Here is a 17,799-nt window from a genome sequence, read left to right as displayed (position 1 = left end):
ACCACACGAGAAAGGCATCAATCGCGCGGCCGCTCCCGGTAGATCCAGAAAGGCCGCGCAGCCTCCTTCGTAGCCTGCTCCCGGGTGATACCGATATCGGCCAGTTCATCATCCGTCAGATCAGACAGCTGCGCCCGTGTCCTGCCAATAGTCAGCCACATGCTCAGGGTGGAGATCACAGCCCCGAGCAGACCGGAGAAGCGGCGTACCGGGCGCGCTTCACTCAAGACAATTTCTGGCTCTTCGCACTGATGAACGTGGGACATGTCACTCTCCAAGAGATACAATTGATACAATTTCGTTTCATTGACCCCATGACTGCTGTATGAATTGACTCACTTTCCGGTGCAAGATATAGAATTGTCACCATGACAAATTGGCTCCCTGAACTCCCGCAAGGGAAAGGTCCGCTCTATGTGCGTCTTGCGCAGCGCATTGCGGATGACATCGTCTCTGGTGCATTGCCTGCCGGCGCGAAGCTGCCGCCGCAGCGCGACCTTGCCTATGATCTGGGCGTCACCGTCGGCACGGTGGGACGGGCCTATGGCATCGTGCGCGAGCGCGGGCTGGTCAGTGGCGAGGTTGGCCGGGGCACCTATGTGCTGGGCAGCAGCGCTGCGCCGGGTGTAGCCGCACCGGTGAATGGGATCGCCCCCTGCAGTGCTTCGCCCGCTCGAAGAAAAGCCGGTAGCCACGCCCGTCAGCACCCCCGCCTGGACACATCTGGCGATGGCCAATCCGGATCCTGGCTTCGGCGGCACGCGGACATCTGTCGCCCCAACCGGCGCCTTGCGGCTGGACAGCACCTCCGCGCCGGAGGTCGGGCAGGCACAGGCGATCGAAAAGGTCATTTCCGGAATAGCCCGCGAGATGCCGCATGAGATCGCCAGCTACACCCGGCTGGTGCCGGACAGCTGGCGCCTGGCTGGCCAGCAATGGCTCGCCCGCTGCGGCTGGACGCCTGCCTCAGAGACAATTGTTCCCACCACGGGCGCACGTGGCGGGCTTATGGCCATTATCAGCACCACCACAATGCCGGGCGACCGGGTGGTCTTTGAGGAACTGACCTACAGCTCCATTGCAAGAGGCGTCACTCTGACCGGCCGCCAGCCGGTGGCCGTGGCGCGCGATGACGAAGGCCCAATTCCGGAAGAACTGGCCCGCCTCTGCGCCCAGCAGCATCCACGCGCCATCTTCCTGATGCCAACAGTGCATAATCCGACGCTGGGCCAGATGGGCAAGACGCGCCAGACCGAGATCATCGCCATCGCCCGCGAGCACAATCTCTGGATCATCGAGGATGAGGTCTACGGCTCCCTGCACGCGGGCGGCATCTCGCCCTTTGCCGCGCTTGCTCCGGAGCGGACCTTCCATGTGGGTTCGCTGTCCAAGTCCGTCTCGGCAGGCATTCGCGGCGGCTGGATCGCATCTCCGCCAAGCCACGCACAGCGGCTGTTTACAGCCCACAACATGCTCACCGGAGGCCTGTGCTTCCTGATGGCAGAACTCGCAGCCCGCCTCGTTCTGTCCGGCACTGCTGAAGAATTGCGGCGTAGGATTTTGGAGGAACTGGCGGCCCGGCATGAGATCACGCAAGGCCTGCTCTCCGGCCAGACCTTCAACGCTTCACCACAGACCCCCTTCATCTGGCTGAAGCTGCCGGAGCCCTGGATGTCCGGAACCTTCAAGACCGCCGCCGCTGCTCAAGGGGTGCTCGTGGATGACGAAGACGAGTTCAAGACCGGCCGCAGCGCCCGCGTCTACCACCGGGTACGGCTTGGCACCAGCAACACCCACACACGGGAAGAGCTGATCAAGGGCCTCGGCATTATCCGCGACCTGTTACGCAATGCCAGCACTGGTTACGACAGCTTCGAATAGAATGAAGGCCCTCCCCTGAACGGGAGGGCCTCCACAAAAGATCAGAGCAAGATCAACGCGTGGCCCGTAGCAGGGCATCGATGCGGGACAGGACTTCGTCGGACGCCCGTTCCATGGCAGCGATCTCCGCCTCCGCGCCGTTCACATCCCCCGCCGCATGCAGATCCGCAGCCTTCTTGCCATGGGCATGGACAGCCTCATGCACCGGCAGAAGGGCGGTAAAAGCAGGATTGGAGCGAAGCGCCTTGTCAGAGACCGCATCATACCATTTGCCCAGACGGCACTGGTGATGATCCGAGAGCTCCGCGCTCTTCAGGCTGTTGAGACCGACGAGCATTTCAGACAGACGTTTCTTCCACAGCAGATGATCAGACTTTGCCCGGTGCAGCACGTAATTGCGCACATTGCGCCCTTCGAGGCTGGCGAACTGGGTGTTGATCACAGCCTCGGAACTGCCGACCGCCTTGATGACGTCATCAGCATAACGGCTTGCCGCCTGCGAATGGCTGGCAACGGCATGAATGCCTTCGGCAATCTCCCGCACAGCTTCGCTCTGCGCCTGCAACAGGCCGGAAATAGCGTTCATCCGGGAGTTATTGGAGCCAACATGCCCCAGGACCGAACCGATCTTCTCGGCAGCTTCTTCGGCCTGCTCCACGCTGGAAGCCACGAGATCCTGCACCACCGAAACAGTATCCAGAACCTCAGAGACATGTACCTGCAGCCGCTCGATGCGGGCGCGGATATCATCCGTTGCCTTCTGGGTCTGCCCGGAAAGCTGCTTCACTTCGCTGGCCACCACGGCAAAACCCTTGCCGGCTTCACCAGCCCGCGCGGCTTCAATGGTCGCATTCAGCGCCAGAAGATTCGTCTGCTGGGCAAGTCCATCAATGGTCGACACAAACATGCCGATCTGCTCGGCAGCGGCCGCAAGCTGGTGCGCACCCTCGCTCATACGGTCAAAGGAATCGCCGATGCGGCGGGATGAAACCGCTGCGCTGCGGGTGGCCGCAGCCCCTCCATCCAGAACGGAATGAGCCTCTTCCATCGATGAAGCTGCTTCACTGGCAGTCGCTGCGATCTGCTCGATGGAGGCCGTCAGTTCGTCAACCCCACCGGAAATTGCCCGGGCGCGATTGTCCGTCTCCCGGATTTCACCGGTGATCCTTGCCGTGGCGGCCATGGCGCGGCTTGCCTGCAAGGAATAGTCCACCGTCTGCTGCAACTGCGTCTCGTTTTCCCGATCGACAGCCGTCTTCAGCGAAATGAGCGCCGAGACGACTTCAGCCGGCAAGCTGCCGGTTCCCTGAAGCTCCAGATGCCCTTCAACGGCACGCAGTGCGCCGACAAGTGCTGCTACATCAAATTCTGGCTGCTTCACCGCGATGGCGGGCGCTGCAGACTTCAAGCCAAACATCATGACCTCCCGAGGATATCGCCCTGAGAAATATTGGTAAATCCGTGAACCAACCCTTAAATCCGGCTGTAACTTGGGTGCGTACAAACCCTGAAGGCCAAGCCCGGCGCAGGTGCAGCGCCGGGCAATGAAACCTATGCCGGCAGACGCATTCTGGTTCGCTGTGCGGGCGTCAGCCGCCAGCCTGTGAACGGGAAAAATATCCGGCTTCACACTTCTGCCAAAATAGCCGCCCGAAACCGCGCAATGGTCTCCCATTCGCGCCGATGATCTGTTAAACCGGCCCCGAACATCATCCCCGGCACGACCCTGCCAGACGACTGCGGACGCCCATGATCCCCAACGACATCAAAATCACGCCAGATCTCGTCGCGGCCCACGGCCTGAAGCCCGACGAATACCAGCGCATTCTGGATCTGATCGGCCGCGAGCCGACCTTCACCGAACTCGGCATCTTCTCGGCCATGTGGAACGAGCACTGCTCCTACAAGTCCTCGAAGAAGTGGTTGAAGACCTTGCCCGTTACTGGCGAGCGCGTGGTGCAGGGCCCGGGCGAAAATGCCGGCGTCGTGGACATTGGCGATGACGACGTGATCGTCTTCAAGATGGAGAGCCATAACCACCCGTCCTACATCGAGCCCTACCAGGGCGCAGCTACGGGCGTGGGTGGCATCCTGCGAGACGTCTTCACCATGGGCGCACGCCCGGTGGCTGCCATGAACGCGCTGCGCTTCGGCGCCCCGGACCATCCGCGCACCCGCCACCTTGTCTCCGGCGTCGTCGCCGGTGTGGGCGGCTATGGCAACTCCTTCGGCGTGCCGACGGTGGGCGGCGAGGTGGAGTTCCACCCGCGCTACAACGGCAACTGCCTCGTCAACGCCTTTGCTGCAGGCCTTGCCAAGAAGGACGGCATTTTCCTGTCCAAGGCGGAAGGCGTCGGCCTGCCCGTCGTCTATCTGGGTGCCAAGACCGGCCGCGATGGCGTGGGCGGTGCGACCATGGCTTCGGCCGAGTTCGACGACACCATCGAGGAAAAGCGCCCGACCGTACAGGTGGGTGACCCCTTCACTGAAAAGTGCCTGCTGGAAGCCTGCCTCGAGCTCATGGCCACCGGCGCCGTGATTGCCATTCAGGACATGGGCGCTGCCGGCCTCACCTGCTCTGCCGTTGAGATGGGTGCCAAGGGCGACCTGGGCATTGAGCTGGATCTTGACAAGGTGCCAGTGCGCGAAGAGCGCATGACCGCCTACGAAATGATGCTGTCGGAAAGCCAGGAGCGGATGCTCATGGTGCTGCGCCCCGAGAAGGAGCAGGAAGCGGCCGCCATCTTCCGCAAGTGGGGTCTGGACTTTGCCATCGTCGGCAAGACCACCAACACGCTGCGCTTCATTGTCAAGCACCAGGGCGAGGTCGTGGCCGACCTGCCGATCAAGGAACTGGGCGACGAAGCCCCCGAATATGACCGTCCGTGGGTGGAGCCGGTGAAGCGTCCCGTGCTGGATGCAGCCGCCGTCCCGGCCCCTGCCGACTATGCCGCAGCCCTGCTGCAGCTGGTGGGCGGCGCCAATGGCTCGTCCCGCCGCTGGGTCTACGAGCAGTATGACACGCTGATTCAGGGCAACACCGCAGCCCGTCCGGGCGGTGATGCCGGTGTGATCCGCGTCAATGCTGCCGGCAAGGGCCTTGCCTTCTCCGCCGACGTGACGCCGCGCTACTGCGAGGCCGATCCCTTCGAGGGCGGCAAGCAGGCGGTGGCCGAAGTCTGGCGCAACCTGACCGCCACCGGCGCAGAGCCGCTGGCCGTGACCGACAACCTGAACTTCGGCAACCCCGAGAAGCCGGAAATCATGGGCCAGTTCGTCTTCTGCATCAAAGGCATTGGCGAGGCCTGCCGCGCGCTGGACTTCCCGATCGTCTCGGGCAACGTCTCGCTCTACAACGAGACCCATGGCCAGGCGATCCTGCCGACCCCGGCGATTGCGGGCGTTGGTCTGCTGCCGGATGTGAACGTGCGTGCCTCTGCCGCCTTTGCAGAGGATGGCGACGTGATCTTCCTCATCGGCGGCAATGGCACGCATCTTGGGGCCTCGCAGTATCTCTACGAGGTGCTGGGCCGCGAGGAAGGCGCGCCGCCGCCGGTGGATCTGGCCGCAGAGCGCCGCAACGGCGATCTGGTGCGTGGCTGGATCCGTGAAACCCGCGTCAGCGCCGTGCACGACATCTCCTCCGGCGGCCTTGCCGTGGCGCTGGCTGAGATGGCTATGTCCAGCAATCGGGGTGCAACGGTGAAGGTGAATGGCCCGGCGCACGCCGCCCTCTTTGGCGAGGACCAGGCCCGCTATGTCGTCACCGTCAAGGCAGACGAGGCCGATGGTCTCGAAGAAGACGCGCTGGACGCAGGTATTTCCGTAGAGCGCCTCGGCATGGTGGGCGGCAGTGAATTGACTGTCGAGGGTATCCTCACCATATCCGTTGCAAAGCTCAAGGAAGCACACGAGAATTGGTTCCCGAACTTCATGGCAGCCGGCTAACGGCTGCCATACCCCGCGCCAAGCGGACGGAACTTCAGAGGGAAGAGGACTGACTAGATGCCGATGGACGCAAACGAGATCATCACCCTGATCAAGGCTGCCCTGCCCGACGCAACTGTCGAGGTGCGCGATCTGGCGGGCGACGGCGACCACTACGCCGCCAACGTGGTCTCGGAATCCTTTCGCGGGAAGAGCCGCGTCCAGCAGCATCAGATGGTCTATCAGGCCCTGAAGGGCAATATGGGCGGCACGCTGCATGCCCTCGCCCTGCAGACCAGCGCTCCCGATTGAGTAATGGACTGAGACTGAACCGGAGCGGGTCAGCCTTCGCCGCAAGACGCAGACCCGCAGCCGATGTGTAAAACGGACAGGCCGGCCCGCGCCCGGCCCATCAGGGACAAGACTCCCGGAAGGACATGGCAATGAGCATCCAGGACTGGATCAAGAACGAAGTCGAGACGAACGATGTCGTGCTGTTCATGAAGGGCACGCCGAACTTCCCGCAGTGCGGTTTCTCCGGCCAGGTCGTGCAGATCCTCGACTACATCGGAGTGCCCTACAAGGGCATCAACGTGCTGGAAGACGCGGACCTGCGCCAGGGCATCAAGGACTTCACCAACTGGCCGACGATCCCGCAGCTTTACGTCAAGGGCGAGTTCCTCGGTGGCTGCGACATCGTGCGCGAGATGTTCCAGAACCAGGAACTCCAGGCCGTCTTCACGGAAAAAGGCATCCCCACGACTGCCGCCTGAGGCAGTTAACGTGAGAGATTGAAAAAGGCCGGAGCGCTGGACGCTCCGGCCTTTTTGTTTTTAACGCGCCCCTGTGAGGGGGCGACGCGGCGCAGCGCTCGGCACCATCGTGCTGCGGCCTGTTTCGATCCGCGCCCCTGTGAGGGGGCGACCTGCGGGCTTTCATAGAGCGCATCGAGCGGCTGGAGGTTTCGATCCGCGCCCCTGTGAGGGGGCGACTAGGCGTTGCGCGCCGGCCGCCCCGCCCGGTCATGTTTCGATCCGCGCCCCTGTGAGGGGGCGACAGGTTCCATTCATAGACCATGGATGCCGCTTCAGCGTTTCGATCCGCGCCCCTGTGAGGGGGCGACTCCCTGAAACCGCCGTACCAGACCGGAGCGTACGGTTTCGATCCGCGCCCCTGTGAGGGGGCGACGCGTCATGGCCTGCGATGAGTTCGGCGGTGACGCTGTTTCGATCCGCGCCCCTGTGAGGGGGCGACCGCCAAAAAGTTGCCGTTGAGCATGGCTGGTAGTTTCGATCCGCGCCCCTGTGAGGGGCGACGCCGCGAGGAATGGATAGCTGGAGGCGGAAGGGGTTTCGATCCGCGCCCCTGTGAGGGGGCGACTGCCTGAGGATCAGATTGTCGAGGTTTTTGTAGATGTTTCGATCCGCGCCCCTGTGAGGGGGCGACACGTCGAACCACTGGCAAGACGTCAGGTCCACAATGTTTCGATCCGCGCCCCTGTGAGGGGCGACGCCGGGCTCGCGTTGATTTTTGGCCGCCCGCGCAGGTTTCGATCCGCGCCCCTGTGAGGGGGCGACTTGTCCAGGCATGAAAGCCGTCCGTCTTGACGCGTTTCGATCCGCGCCCCTGTGAGGGGCGACCCAGCGCGTTCTTCAGATCGGCCTTGCTGGCGCTGTTTCGATCCGCGCCCCTGTGAGGGGGCGACCTGCAGGAACTTCGGACGCGTTGATAGCTTCAACGTTTCGATCCGCGCCCCTGTGAGGGGGCGACATACTGGCGGTGGCGGCACAGGCGGGACGGCCGGGTTTCGATCCGCGCCCCTGTGAGGGGGCGACACCTCCGGCCCGCGTTGAGGACTCGGTAACCCGGTTTCGATCCGCGCCCCTGTGAGGGGGCGACTGTAGGAGAATGGATTAGCCATGTACTCATTCAGGTTTCGATCCGCGCCCCTGTGAGGGGGCGACCGCAGGCTCGATCCGGACATTGTCCCCGATGGGCCGTTTCGATCCGCGCCCCTGTGAGGGGCGACAAAAGGCGCTAAAGATTTTAACTCCATTTTAATTGTTTCGATCCGCGCCCCTGTGAGGGGGCGACTCTGCCTGTTAATCAAAACCTTCGTACTAGAGCCGTTTCGATCCGCGCCCCTGTGAGGGGCGACTTCACGGCTCGCGTCTCCTCACTTCAAGATGAAATGTTTCGATCCGCGCCCCTGTGAGGGGGCGACCAGACGGATCATCGGACAGGTGGGTTGCACCGGGGTTTCGATCCGCGCCCCTGTGAGGGGGCGACGCGGCGGTGGGCATTACGCCGGGGTGCTTTGCCGGTTTCGATCCGCGCCCCTGTGAGGGGGCGACGTTCGCCGGGGCGGTGGATGCGCGGCGGCTGGCGCTGTTTCGATCCGCGCCCCTGTGAGGGGGCGACCGCGCACAGCTCGGGCGATTCCCAACTCCTCTTTGTTTCGATCCGCGCCCCTGTGAGGGGGCGACTCGTCATCGGTCGGCCAGTAGTCGCGCAGCACGCGGTTTCGATCCGCGCCCCTGTGAGGGGCGACGCCATGACGCGGTTGGGGTGGATCATCACCTTGCCGTTTCGATCCGCGCCCCTGTGAGGGGGCGACCGTCATCGGTCGGCCAGTAGTCGCGCAGCACGCGGTTTCGATCCGCGCCCCTGTGAGGGGGCGACTGGGAGCTAGGCGGTTCAATTTGGCTCAATGGCGAGTTTCGATCCGCGCCCCTGTGAGGGGGCGACCCCGTCATTTTTGACGTGCACCAGCGCCTGGGGCGTTTCGATCCGCGCCCCTGTGAGGGGGCGACAGCCTGCGTTATCCTCATCTTTCTCACAGGCTACGTTTCGATCCGCGCCCCTGTGAGGGGGCGACGGCCTATTTTGAGCGGCCCACGGCAGACATTTTCCTGTTTCGATCCGCGCCCCTGTGAGGGGCGACGCAGCTCAACCGGGCGTTCAATGAGTTCAAGGCCGTTTCGATCCGCGCCCCTGTGAGGGGGCGACTCGATCGCGGCTTTAAAACAGCGCGAGCGCGAAGTTTCGATCCGCGCCCCTGTGAGGGGGCGACAATGAGAGCCGCGCTTGAGGCGGCACTGGCCGTGTTTCGATCCGCGCCCCTGTGAGGGGGCGACTGGGACGGATGGGGCACGGCCCTGAAACCGTCATGGGTTTCGATCCGCGCCCCTGTGAGGGGGCGACCGATTTTCGAGCGCCCCGCCGTCTCTTTTTCGATGTTTCGATCCGCGCCCCTGTGAGGGGGCGACGATCGAGGGCCGTGGCTATGACCGGGGCCGGGCTGTTTCGATCCGCGCCCCTGTGAGGGGGCGACTTTCCGTGATGACGTCGAATGATCCGGTTGACTGTTTCGATCCGCGCCCCTGTGAGGGGGCGACATACATCGGCAAAATCACCCGTCACCGGGTTGCCGTTTCGATCCGCGCCCCTGTGAGGGGGCGACCGCCATGGCCGCCGCACGCGACAATGTTGCAGCCGTTTCGATCCGCGCCCCTGTGAGGGGGCGACCAGCTGTGCCTCATCAGAACCGTTGACGATGTACAAGTTTCGATCCGCGCCCCTGTGAGGGGGCGACCGCTTCAGTCGTAACAGCTTGTCCCCAAAATGCAATTCCGCCCCGCAGCGCGATCCTGCGGGAAAAGGGTGGACAAGGATCGAAGGCGAAGGCAGCGCGGCACAGAGCGCGGCAGAAAAGACAGCAATGTCAAAGAGCGGGGCGGAGCGCGAACCTGCCGGGGAAAAGGGTCACACTTCAGGTTCGCGCCCGGCACAAAAGCCCGCTGCGCCGCACCGGGCCACGTGCGCAGGTGCAAAGAACTGCCCTAGATGATCAGCGGGCTGTTGAGGTCAGCGGCGGGCTTGGCGCCCACGTGTTCCACCCGGCGCTGCCAGTTCGCCCCCAGATAGTAATAGCGCAGGCTGTCTGTTTCCAGATCGACGATGCCTTCCAGCCTGGCTTTCAGCATGGTCCATTGTGCCGGGTCCACCTCGATCTCGAAAACCGAATATTGCACCCGCTGGCCATAGTCGCGGCAGGACTTGGCAACGCGGCGCAGGCGCCCTGCCCCGCCGGGACCGGACGTGTTCACATCATAGGTGACGAGCACGAGCATGAGGCCGCCTCACTTCCAGAACCAAGGGGGATAGGCGTCGAGATCCCCGCGCAAATGGCGGGAGAGAAGCTGCGCCTGAAGATAGGGCACGAGGCCGAGGGGCGCCTTTTCCTCCAGAAATGGATGCTGGCGCTCCTCGCGCTTGCGCTCCTGCCAGGCGGTGAGCACAAGCTTGCGCGCCTCATCGCCCAGAAAGACGGCGCCGCCATCGCGCAGCTCGAAATCTTTCGCCCGGAGCTGACGGCGGTTGAAGAGGGACAGCGCCAGCCGGTCGGCCAGCACGGGCCGCAGTTCCTCCATGAGATCCAGAGCAAGGCTGGGCCGTCCCGGCCTGTCCCGGTGGAGGAAGCCGACCGCCGGATCAAGGCCGACGCTTTCCGCCGCGCTGCGGCAGTCATGGGTCAGAAGCGTGTAGAGGAAGGACAGCAGCGCATTGACCGGGTCCAGTGGTGGACGGCGGGAGCGCCCCCGGAAGCGGATTTCTGCATCCGGGGAGCGGATCAGATGGTTGAAGACGCCGAAGTAAAGCTGTGCCGCCTCCCCTTCTGCGCCGCGCAGCAGGTCCAGCCCCTGCAGCACATCCAGCTTTTGCAGAAGGCGGGCCATGCGGCCCGTGGCATGGTCCAGCGCCTGCCGGGCCTCCTCCGGCGTGTCAGCGCCATGGTCGCGCAGATGGCGCAGGAGCACGCTGCGCTGATTGGCGATCTTGCCCATGATGAAGCCGCGCACGATGCTGTCCGGGTCTTCCGAAGCGGTGTACTGCGCTCGGCGCAGAAGCACATTGCCGCTGACCGGCCCATCCACGCGGGCCTGAAACCGGCCATTGCGGTCCAGCAGAACGATGGTGATGCCACCGGCGGCACAGGCCCCCATCAGGGCCGGAGACAGAAGAATGGGGCCGAAGGCAACAAGGCCGCCCAGCATGTGCAGCGGCACGCGGGCGCGCTCCACGCCTTCCACCTCGACCACGAGGTTTTCGCCGTCCTTGCGCAGGGCAGCCCCCTCGGTGGTGACATAGACCGTGTTCAGAAGCTTCTTCATGCGCCGTCCTCAGATTCCAGCAGATCCCGGATCTGCCGCGCCCGCCAGGCAAGGACGGGCCGTGCCACCTGCTTCGGGCGGCAAAGCTCTGCCAGAGAACACGCCCGGCAGCGGTCAGCGCGGTAGACGGGTGGCGGTGTGCGCCGGGTGGCAAAGATGGCCGCAAGCTCTGCAATGGTGGCCAGCGTCAGCGCCCGCAGCTCCGCATCGAATGGCACCTCCAGCCGCCGTTTTGGCTCGGCATAGTAAAGCGCGCCTGCGGGCACGGGCTGCCCCGTCATTTCCTCAAGGCACAGCGCCTGCGCACAGAGCTGCACCTCGTCGGCCCGGTGCAGCTTGGCCTTACCGCGCTTGAATTCCACCGGATAGGGCACCTCCCCGCCAGCCCCCTCACCAGACGGAGCCTTGTGGAACTCCACCAGATCAGCCACGCCTGCGATGTTGAGGCTGCGGCTGGCGAGCGGCAGGGCTGAAACCCGCCGCACGCCGCGCCCGTGCCGGGTGCCCGGCTTGTCCGCCACCGCATGCAGCACATGGCCCTCGGCGGTGAAGCGGTTGTCCGCCCACAGCCGTTCCAGATGAATGAGGGCGGCCTGCCGCAGGCAGTAGACGGCGTGCTGAAGCGCGGAGAGAGGTATTGCCCCCCTCGTCCAGCCCCGGTTCTGCGCTGCCGGTCAGGTCCGCCCCTCGCCCATGGCTTACAGCCGCTCGATGATCTCCACCCCGGCCGGCAGGTTTTCCCGGTCGATGGTGACGATGTAGTCGGAGAACTTGCGGGCCGGCGGCAGGTTGCCAAGGCCCCGGTCCTCGATGGCGCGGAACTCGCCATCCACATTGCGGCCCACCTGCACCCGGTCGAAAAGGGCATGGGCAGGCGCCTTGCCGAGGGCGCAGTCATGCCGGAACACGATCAGCTTGCGGCTGGCCATCTCGCCGCGCGCGGCGGAACGGTCATGCTCGAACATGCTTTCCAGCGCTTCAAACAGCAGATCCTTGTCCGCTTCCGAAAAGCCGGTTCGCTCCGCCAGCTTCGCCGAGATGAAGCCATGGGCGCGGTAAAGGCCATAAGGCACGATGTGCTTGCGGCCCATGGTGCGGTTTTCGGTGCGCTCGTTGCCATCCGATCCGGCCTGCTGAGCGGATTTCTCCTTCTCGCTGGTGGCCGCCATGCGGGTGATGGAAACTTCCAGCGGCTGGATCGGCTCGACCGAATGAGAGAAGGTCACCTGCACCGGGCCCCGCACCTGCCCGCAATTGATGCCCGTGCTCATGACGGCGCCAAAGGTGCGCACATCGAAGAAGTTGCGGCACATGAAATCGCGCAGCTTCAGCGCCTCCTCGTCATTGGCGGGGTTGAGCGACTTCTCCTTTGCCACCTTTTCCGCCTCCGGGCGCAGGGCCTTGTAGGCTTCCCGGTGCTTCTCGTTGAGGATGGCACCTTCCTGCACATAGATGCCGAAGCCAGGCTCGCCGCTTCGGGCAAACTCCATGTAGTTGCGCACCTTGCGCTTCAGGCTCACGTCGGTGACGAGGCCATGGTTCGTCTCCGGGTCCATGCGCGGCAGGTTGCCTGCATCCGGATCGCCGTTCGGATTGCCGTTGGTCACTTCAAACAGCAGGACGAATTCGTAACGGTTGGCGAGCGTGGTCATTCTGCAGTTTCCTCCTGCGGAGCGGCATCTTTGGCCGGTTTGAAGAATTCATTGCGCTGATGGTAGTAGCCGAGGCCGAAGAGCGCCTGTTCCTGCGGAGCCAGGGCCGCGGGGAACGGATCGCCGTCCGGCGACATCTTCTCCATGATGGAGAAGACCAGCTTCTCCAGGTTGACCTTCTGGCCCGGCCGCGTCTTGCCCAGCTTGGACAGGTGCGGGGCCGAGCCCCTGTCGAGCATGGCAAAAACCTTCTGCGGCTGCGCCGGGGCCGAGCCATAGAACTTGTCCTTGATGCTGGCGTTGACGCCGCCCAGCGCGGCAGACTGGATCTGCTCGTAGACGGCAAACAGCCGCCCCAGCAGATAGCCCTTGTTCTCGTTGTCCGGGTCAAAAGCCACGGGAGCCTCCTTCTCAGGGTGAAGTTTGAAATTGCGGATCAGGACAGCGCGCAGCATCGCCACGCGCAGGGCATTGACATCGCCATCCGCCCGCAGGCGCATCAGCACCGAGGACAGCAGCGTCAGCGGATAGTCACTGCCGGTCAGGATCGCGCGCAGCCACTCCCCGGCAAGGTTCGGCGGCACGTTCTCGCTCTTGCCCAGAACGGCAGTCTCGCGAAGGTAGCGCCACAGGGGCGGATTGCCGGAGCGGGGTGGCGGCGCAATCGCCATGTCGGCGGAGAAGCGGCGGTAGTTCTCCGCCAGCACGCCGAAATCATCCTGCCAGTAAAACCGGACAGACAGGCGCGCCGCATTGGGGGCAAGGCCCAGCACGTGAAAGCGCACGCCTTCCGCCAGCTCCGGCTTCAGGCTTTCCAGTCTTTCGCCCGCCCTTATGCGCAAGAGAATGGCCTGCACCTGCTGCGCCTGTGCGCCCATGTCCACCGGCGGCGGCTCGTCAAAGAAGCCGATGGCAACCGATTCAGCCAGCTCCAGCAGCCCGGCATCAAGCCCATCCTCCTTGGGTTCGGCCCAGAAGATGGTCGAGGCATCTCCTAGTTGCAGAAAATGGCCGCTGCCACGCTTGAGGCATTCGTTCAGCGCACCGGTGTAACGCGCTGCGACTGCTGCGGAAACGGGCGCATTGTCGCCCTGCTCATGGCCATAGGAGGTGAAGGCATCCAGATTGAAAGAGACAAGCGAGGCACCGGAAGACTGAGCCCCCAGACGCCCTTGACCGCCGGATGCAGCCGGGCGACAGGTGCGGCCTCACCCGTGACAAGACAGACCGCAAGCCCGGATGCGCCTTCGGCATTGAGGCGCTCCCACAGCGCCCGCGCGGCCGGCCGCTCGTGCAGGAAACGTTTGCGGTGATCTGCCGCCAGTTCGAAGACGACATTCTGGTCCCGCATCTCCTCCGGCCAGAGCGGCGGCGTGAAATTCTCCGGGTTCCAGGACTGGAGAAACAGGCGCAGCGCCTTCAGCCCCGCATCCTCGCTGCCGTCCAGCTCTTTCAGGTGACGCTCCACGAAGGCGGCATGCTCCTCCGCCAGCCGCTTGCCCTCGCCCGCCGTCACACCCAGCACATAGGCCGTCTTGTCCCAGAGGAAATTCGGCGCCACACCGGATGTGCGCTTCACCGGCTGGGGAACAGCCATCTGCTTCGGCGGCAGTTTCTTGCTGGTCACGTCGCGCAGGTCGATGACTTCGGCACAGGTGCCGTCTTCCCGCAGCGATATGGCGAAGCTGATCTTTTCGGTCGAGAAGCCCAGCGGGGAAGCCTGCCTTCGGCCTCCATCCGCTCGCCCAGCCGGTTCAGGGCCTGAAGTATCGTCATTTGCGGATCTCCGGTGAGCCGGGCTGCGGCACGTGCAGGACGCCGTCCACCAGTTCCGCCCGGAAGAACATGGACGGACGGTCCGGCCGCGTGTGGTCGATGTCCCACAGCATGAAGCCGAGGTCACGGTTGCCGGCTTCGGAGGCAGGGATGGGCTCGCCTTCGCCGATCAGGCGGAAGTCAGCGGCAAATTCCCGCGTGCCGAGGCAGGGCTGGTGGAAGCACTGGCCGCGCGCGGCCCGGCGGTTGAAGATGTCGAGGTGCTTGCCCTCGTTGTCGGAGGCATCGGCCCTGGCCGTCAGGTCGAAATGCGCCTCGATGACATAGGCCACATCGACAAGCACAGTGGAGGCCCGCTGCTGCCGGTCCTCATCCACCAGAAGCGCCAGCCCCTCAAGGCTCTCCCGGTTCATCGCCGTGCGGATTTTCCCGGCCGGGGCCTTGTGGCCCACTTCGTTGCGCCGGATGGACTGGAACCGGATGGGCTTCAGCACGTGGATACGGTCGATCACCCAGCGGATCGCCGGCTTCCAATGAATAGCCTCCAGAATGCCCCGGGCGGCAGAAGGTGTCATCACGTCATAGGAGACGCGCTCAACCTTCATTTCAGGTCTGGTGAAACAGGCATAAGGGCCTGAGACTTTTAGTTTAACTCCAAACGGCATAAGCGGCTCGCTCCCGACTTATCTCAATTAAAGCCCTTAGATTCTCGGAGCTTGTTTCAATCCGCGCCTCTACAGATGCAGGGCGACAGGGAGCGAGCCTCATGGACCAATAGCCCACATCAGCAACCTGACCAACCCCTCAGGAGCAGGTAAGCAACATCACTCCAGACCCCATCATCTCGCTTCGGCAATCTCATGAGAGCCTCCATCATCATCCTACAATGAAGATAGGGACGCTTCATTAAATCTTCAAGCTTCGAGAATCTAAAATATCATCTCCTCTACTCGCAGAAATCCGGCATCATCCCAGAGCAGCCCCAGATCCGGCTTGTACAGGCCGCTCGCCTTGCCCAGCACGGCGAACTGGTCAGCGCGCAGATGCGGGGCGTGAAAGGAGACGTGACCGGCGCCAATGAGCAGATCCCGCGCCGGTTTGGGCACCTGCACCACATGGCGCTGCAGCTTGCGGGCAAGGGAGCCGGAGGAGATGGTTTCGAATGGCAGCTTATCGATCCACTCCTGCGCCTCATCGTCATAGGGGATGATCACCGGCACCATGGCGGTCTCGATCATGCGGAACCGCTCCGCGATGCTGCGGTAGGACATCTGCGTGCCCGTCACGTCCCAGCGGACGAGATCAAGGATGTTTTCCCGGTCAAGGCCTGCGCCACGCCGCCAGTACAGCTCCTGGAAATAGGCCTTCACCGCATCGGGTGAGAACAGGTCGCCGTGCTTGCTGGAGATGCTGCGGAACACCTCTGCAAGCTGGCGCATTTCCCGTGGCGGGGCGTGGTCTGCCGGGGTGAAGACCGTCACCACGCTTTCCTCCGGCCCTTTGCGCCCCTCGCGGTTGCAGCGGCCAGCCGCCTGCAGAACCTGATCCAGCCCGGCCTCCGCCCGCCAGACGCGGGGAAATCCACATCAACGCCTGCCTCGATCAGCGAGGTGGCAATAACGCGGCAAGGGCTGCCGCCTTTCAGGCGCTGACGCACATCGTCCAGAATGAGCTTACGGTGTGCGGCGCACTGGCGGGTGGTGAGATGCACCAGCCCCTCCAGCCCTTCGGCCTGCGCCGCCCTGTAGAGATCCAGCGCATGCTTGCGGCTGTTGACGATGACGAGCGCCTGCGGCGTATCCGCCAGAGCCCTGACGAGATCATCATCGGCCAGAGCGCCCCCGTGCCGGATGGTGGCACGCCTGAGCTGCCGTGCAAGGCCCGCCGGGTCCGGCGCCAGTTCCCTGCCCTCCAGCGCCAGCCCGAGCAGCGGGTCATCCGCATAGTCCCTGCGGTCCAGTGCCGGCTGGGTGGCCGTACACAGCAGGATCGTGCAGCCATAGTTGCGCGCCAGTTCGTCCAGCGCCATCACCGCCGGCTTCAGCAGATGCAGCGGCAAGGTCTGCGCCTCGTCCAGAATGATGACGCTGCCGGCAATATTGTGCAGCTTGCGGCAGCGACCGGGCCGGTTGGCGAAGAGGCTTTCGAAGAGCTGGACGTTAGTGGTGACGATAACGGGCGCCGCCCAGTCCTCCATCGCCAGCTTCAGCTTGTCGCGCTGGCCACGCTCTTCAATCTTATCCTCCTCAATGGCCGAGTGATGCTCCAGCACCATTCCGCTGCCCAGCACTTCCTGAAAGATCTGCGCCGTCTGGTCGATGATGGAGGTGAAGGGGCAGGCATAGATGATGCGCCGGTGGCCGTGAACCGCCGCGTGATCCAGCGCAAAGCCGAGAGAAGCCAGCGTCTTGCCGCCGCCGGTCGGAACGTTGAGCGAGAAGAGGCCCGGAGCGTCGCCTGCACGGGCGCGGACATGGGACAGGATCCTGCCCCGCAAGCTGTTGAGCGGGCCCGCCTTCGCCGCCTGCGCCTTGGCGGTCATGTAGGCATCGAAACCCGCCCTCAGGCGCTCCAGCTCGCTGCGCAGATCCGGCCACTCGCGGTCCGGCGTCTCCTGCGCAATCCGGCTGTAGAAGGCCTCCGTATCCTTGAAGTCCGCATCCACAAGGCAGGAGAAAACCATCCGCCCCAGAAACGCCAGCTGAAACGCTCTTGCGGTATCCGGCGACCTGCCGCGCGTACGCCCGTCAACCCGGAACACCGGCGGGAAAAGCGGCCCCGCCACTCCGGTCAGGATCGCCTCAAGCTCCTGCCCCAGCTCTTCCTCCCAGCCGGTATCAAGCGTTGCTTCGTCAAAGGCTTCCAGCCGCTGTGCAAGACTGCGCCCGGTTGCGTCCGGCAGCAGCAATCTGTCCGGCATGCCGCCGTGATGACCGGCAATGGCATGAGCCAGTAGTTCCAGCACAACCTTGAGCCAGGGAACGGCAGCCGCCGCTCTCTGCATGAGAATTGCCGCCCCAGCGGTGGCATGATCCACGGACGAGCTCTTGCCGGCGATGTAGCGCTGAAAGGCCGGATTGTACTTGCCCAGGTCATGCAAAAGACCGGCAAGCCGGGCCATTGCAGCCGCGCCGAACGGCCCGGCAAAGCTGGCCGCCAAGCTGCTAACCTCGCCCAGATGCTCCTTCAGCCCCTGCCACGCCTCAAGCGGCGCGCCCTCGACCGAATGCGCGAAAAATCTCTCCACCCTGCCCCCAAGCCATTGCGATGGTTAATGGCGGCAACATCAGAAAGGTGCGGAAAGAAAATTGCAAGCTGAAGATGTATTTAATGCCTATAGCAAAAATATCGATCAGATATTTTAATCGTCCGGACGGCTGCGGCGCCCC

Annotated in this window: 12 protein-coding genes, 2 pseudogenes and 1 CRISPR repeat array; of the genes and pseudogenes, 4 read left to right on the top strand and 10 right to left on the bottom strand. The window is 63.8% G+C overall.

Annotation, left to right across the window (positions count from 1 at the left end; all coding sequences use genetic code 11):
* Positions 1–17 precede the first annotated feature (17 nt).
* Entirely contained in the window at positions 18–266 is a 249-nt protein-coding gene (locus tag ACQB61_RS05650) for a DUF1127 domain-containing protein (protein WP_430511835.1), read from the bottom strand.
* A 102-nt stretch (positions 267–368) separates the two neighbouring features.
* Between ACQB61_RS05650 and ACQB61_RS05645 the strand changes: the two are divergent.
* A pseudogene (locus ACQB61_RS05645) lies at positions 369–1,881 on the top strand (PLP-dependent aminotransferase family protein).
* A gap of 52 nt (positions 1,882–1,933) precedes the next feature.
* On the opposite strand, the gene ACQB61_RS05640 reads toward ACQB61_RS05645, so the two are convergent.
* Positions 1,934–3,298, bottom strand: coding sequence for a methyl-accepting chemotaxis protein (locus ACQB61_RS05640; RefSeq protein ID WP_430511834.1), 1,365 nt, complete (start codon positions 3,296–3,298; stop codon positions 1,934–1,936).
* Between the two features lie 332 nt (positions 3,299–3,630).
* Between ACQB61_RS05640 and purL the strand changes: the two genes are divergently transcribed.
* The 3 genes from purL to grxD all read left to right on the top strand — a co-directional run bounded on the left by purL (position 3,631) and on the right by grxD (position 6,581).
* On the top strand, positions 3,631–5,829 hold the full coding sequence (gene purL, locus ACQB61_RS05635; RefSeq protein WP_430511833.1) for a phosphoribosylformylglycinamidine synthase subunit PurL: 2,199 nt from the start codon (positions 3,631–3,633) through the stop codon (positions 5,827–5,829).
* Positions 5,830–5,886: 57 nt separating this feature from the next.
* Positions 5,887–6,120: a BolA family protein gene (locus ACQB61_RS05630; RefSeq protein WP_050472653.1), complete on the top strand. Its 234-nt coding sequence runs from the start codon at positions 5,887–5,889 to the stop codon at positions 6,118–6,120.
* Positions 6,121–6,251: 131 nt separating this feature from the next.
* Positions 6,252–6,581 carry a Grx4 family monothiol glutaredoxin gene (gene grxD / locus ACQB61_RS05625; RefSeq protein WP_019964614.1) on the top strand — a complete coding sequence of 110 codons (330 nt, stop codon included), beginning with the start codon at positions 6,252–6,254 and terminating at the stop codon, positions 6,579–6,581.
* A 121-nt stretch (positions 6,582–6,702) separates the two neighbouring features.
* Positions 6,703–9,403: direct repeats of the CRISPR family, unit length 31 nt; unit sequence GTTTCGATCCGCGCCCCTGTGAGGGGGCGAC.
* 247 nt (positions 9,404–9,650) lie between these two features.
* Here grxD and cas2 read toward each other — a convergent pair.
* The 8 genes and pseudogenes from cas2 to ACQB61_RS05585 all read right to left on the bottom strand — a co-directional run bounded on the left by cas2 (position 9,651) and on the right by ACQB61_RS05585 (position 17,657).
* The gene (gene cas2 / locus ACQB61_RS05620) at positions 9,651–9,941 is read right to left on the bottom strand and encodes a CRISPR-associated endonuclease Cas2 (RefSeq protein ID WP_430511832.1); all 291 of its coding nucleotides are present in this window, start codon (positions 9,939–9,941) and stop codon (positions 9,651–9,653) included.
* A 9-nt stretch (positions 9,942–9,950) separates the two neighbouring features.
* A complete protein-coding gene (cas1c, locus tag ACQB61_RS05615; RefSeq protein WP_430511831.1) occupies positions 9,951–10,982 on the bottom strand; it encodes a type I-C CRISPR-associated endonuclease Cas1c in 1,032 nt (343 codons plus the stop codon).
* Positions 10,979–11,620, bottom strand: a complete 642-nt coding sequence (gene cas4 / locus ACQB61_RS05610; protein ID WP_430514303.1) for a CRISPR-associated protein Cas4 — start codon at positions 11,618–11,620, stop codon at positions 10,979–10,981. The genes cas1c and cas4 overlap by 4 nt, the downstream gene beginning before the upstream one ends.
* A 60-nt stretch (positions 11,621–11,680) precedes the next feature.
* Positions 11,681–12,634: a type I-C CRISPR-associated protein Cas7/Csd2 gene (gene cas7c, locus ACQB61_RS05605; RefSeq protein WP_430511830.1), complete on the bottom strand. Its 954-nt coding sequence runs from the start codon at positions 12,632–12,634 to the stop codon at positions 11,681–11,683.
* A pseudogene (gene cas8c / locus ACQB61_RS05600) lies at positions 12,631–14,306 on the bottom strand (type I-C CRISPR-associated protein Cas8c/Csd1). The gene cas7c and the pseudogene cas8c overlap by 4 nt, the downstream one beginning before the upstream one ends.
* Before the next feature lie 100 nt (positions 14,307–14,406).
* Positions 14,407–15,015 carry a type I-C CRISPR-associated protein Cas5c gene (gene cas5c / locus ACQB61_RS05595; RefSeq protein ID WP_430511829.1) on the bottom strand — a complete coding sequence of 203 codons (609 nt, stop codon included), beginning with the start codon at positions 15,013–15,015 and terminating at the stop codon, positions 14,407–14,409.
* 324 nt (positions 15,016–15,339) lie between these two features.
* On the bottom strand, positions 15,340–15,891 hold the full coding sequence (locus ACQB61_RS05590; RefSeq protein ID WP_430511828.1) for a hypothetical protein: 552 nt from the start codon (positions 15,889–15,891) through the stop codon (positions 15,340–15,342).
* Positions 15,888–17,657 (bottom strand): CRISPR-associated endonuclease Cas3'', encoded by a 1,770-nt coding sequence (locus tag ACQB61_RS05585; RefSeq protein ID WP_430511827.1) that lies wholly within the window; start codon positions 17,655–17,657, stop codon positions 15,888–15,890. Before ACQB61_RS05585 ends, ACQB61_RS05590 begins: the two co-directional genes overlap by 4 nt.
* Between the last annotated feature and the right edge of the window lie 142 nt (positions 17,658–17,799).

This window comes from Pannonibacter phragmitetus (genome assembly GCF_050510895.1).
In the GTDB taxonomy this organism is placed as follows: domain Bacteria; phylum Pseudomonadota; class Alphaproteobacteria; order Rhizobiales; family Stappiaceae; genus Pannonibacter; species Pannonibacter phragmitetus_B.
The sequence above is the reverse complement of the archived record's forward strand: the minus strand, read 5'-3'. Positions and strand labels throughout refer to the sequence as shown.

Coding starts and splice junctions, on each gene's coding strand:
- ACQB61_RS05650 (WP_430511835.1), bottom strand. CDS start 266: ATGTCCCACGTTCATCAGTGCGAAGAGCCAGAAATTGTCTTGAGTGAA.
- cas7c (WP_430511830.1), bottom strand. CDS start 12,634: ATGACCACGCTCGCCAACCGTTACGAATTCGTCCTGCTGTTTGAAGTG.
- cas5c (WP_430511829.1), bottom strand. CDS start 15,015: ATGAAGGTTGAGCGCGTCTCCTATGACGTGATGACACCTTCTGCCGCC.
- ACQB61_RS05630 (WP_050472653.1), top strand. CDS start 5,887: ATGCCGATGGACGCAAACGAGATCATCACCCTGATCAAGGCTGCCCTG.
- cas1c (WP_430511831.1), bottom strand. CDS start 10,982: ATGAAGAAGCTTCTGAACACGGTCTATGTCACCACCGAGGGGGCTGCC.
- cas2 (WP_430511832.1), bottom strand. CDS start 9,941: ATGCTCGTGCTCGTCACCTATGATGTGAACACGTCCGGTCCCGGCGGG.
- purL (WP_430511833.1), top strand. CDS start 3,631: ATGATCCCCAACGACATCAAAATCACGCCAGATCTCGTCGCGGCCCAC.
- grxD (WP_019964614.1), top strand. CDS start 6,252: ATGAGCATCCAGGACTGGATCAAGAACGAAGTCGAGACGAACGATGTC.
- ACQB61_RS05640 (WP_430511834.1), bottom strand. CDS start 3,298: ATGTTTGGCTTGAAGTCTGCAGCGCCCGCCATCGCGGTGAAGCAGCCA.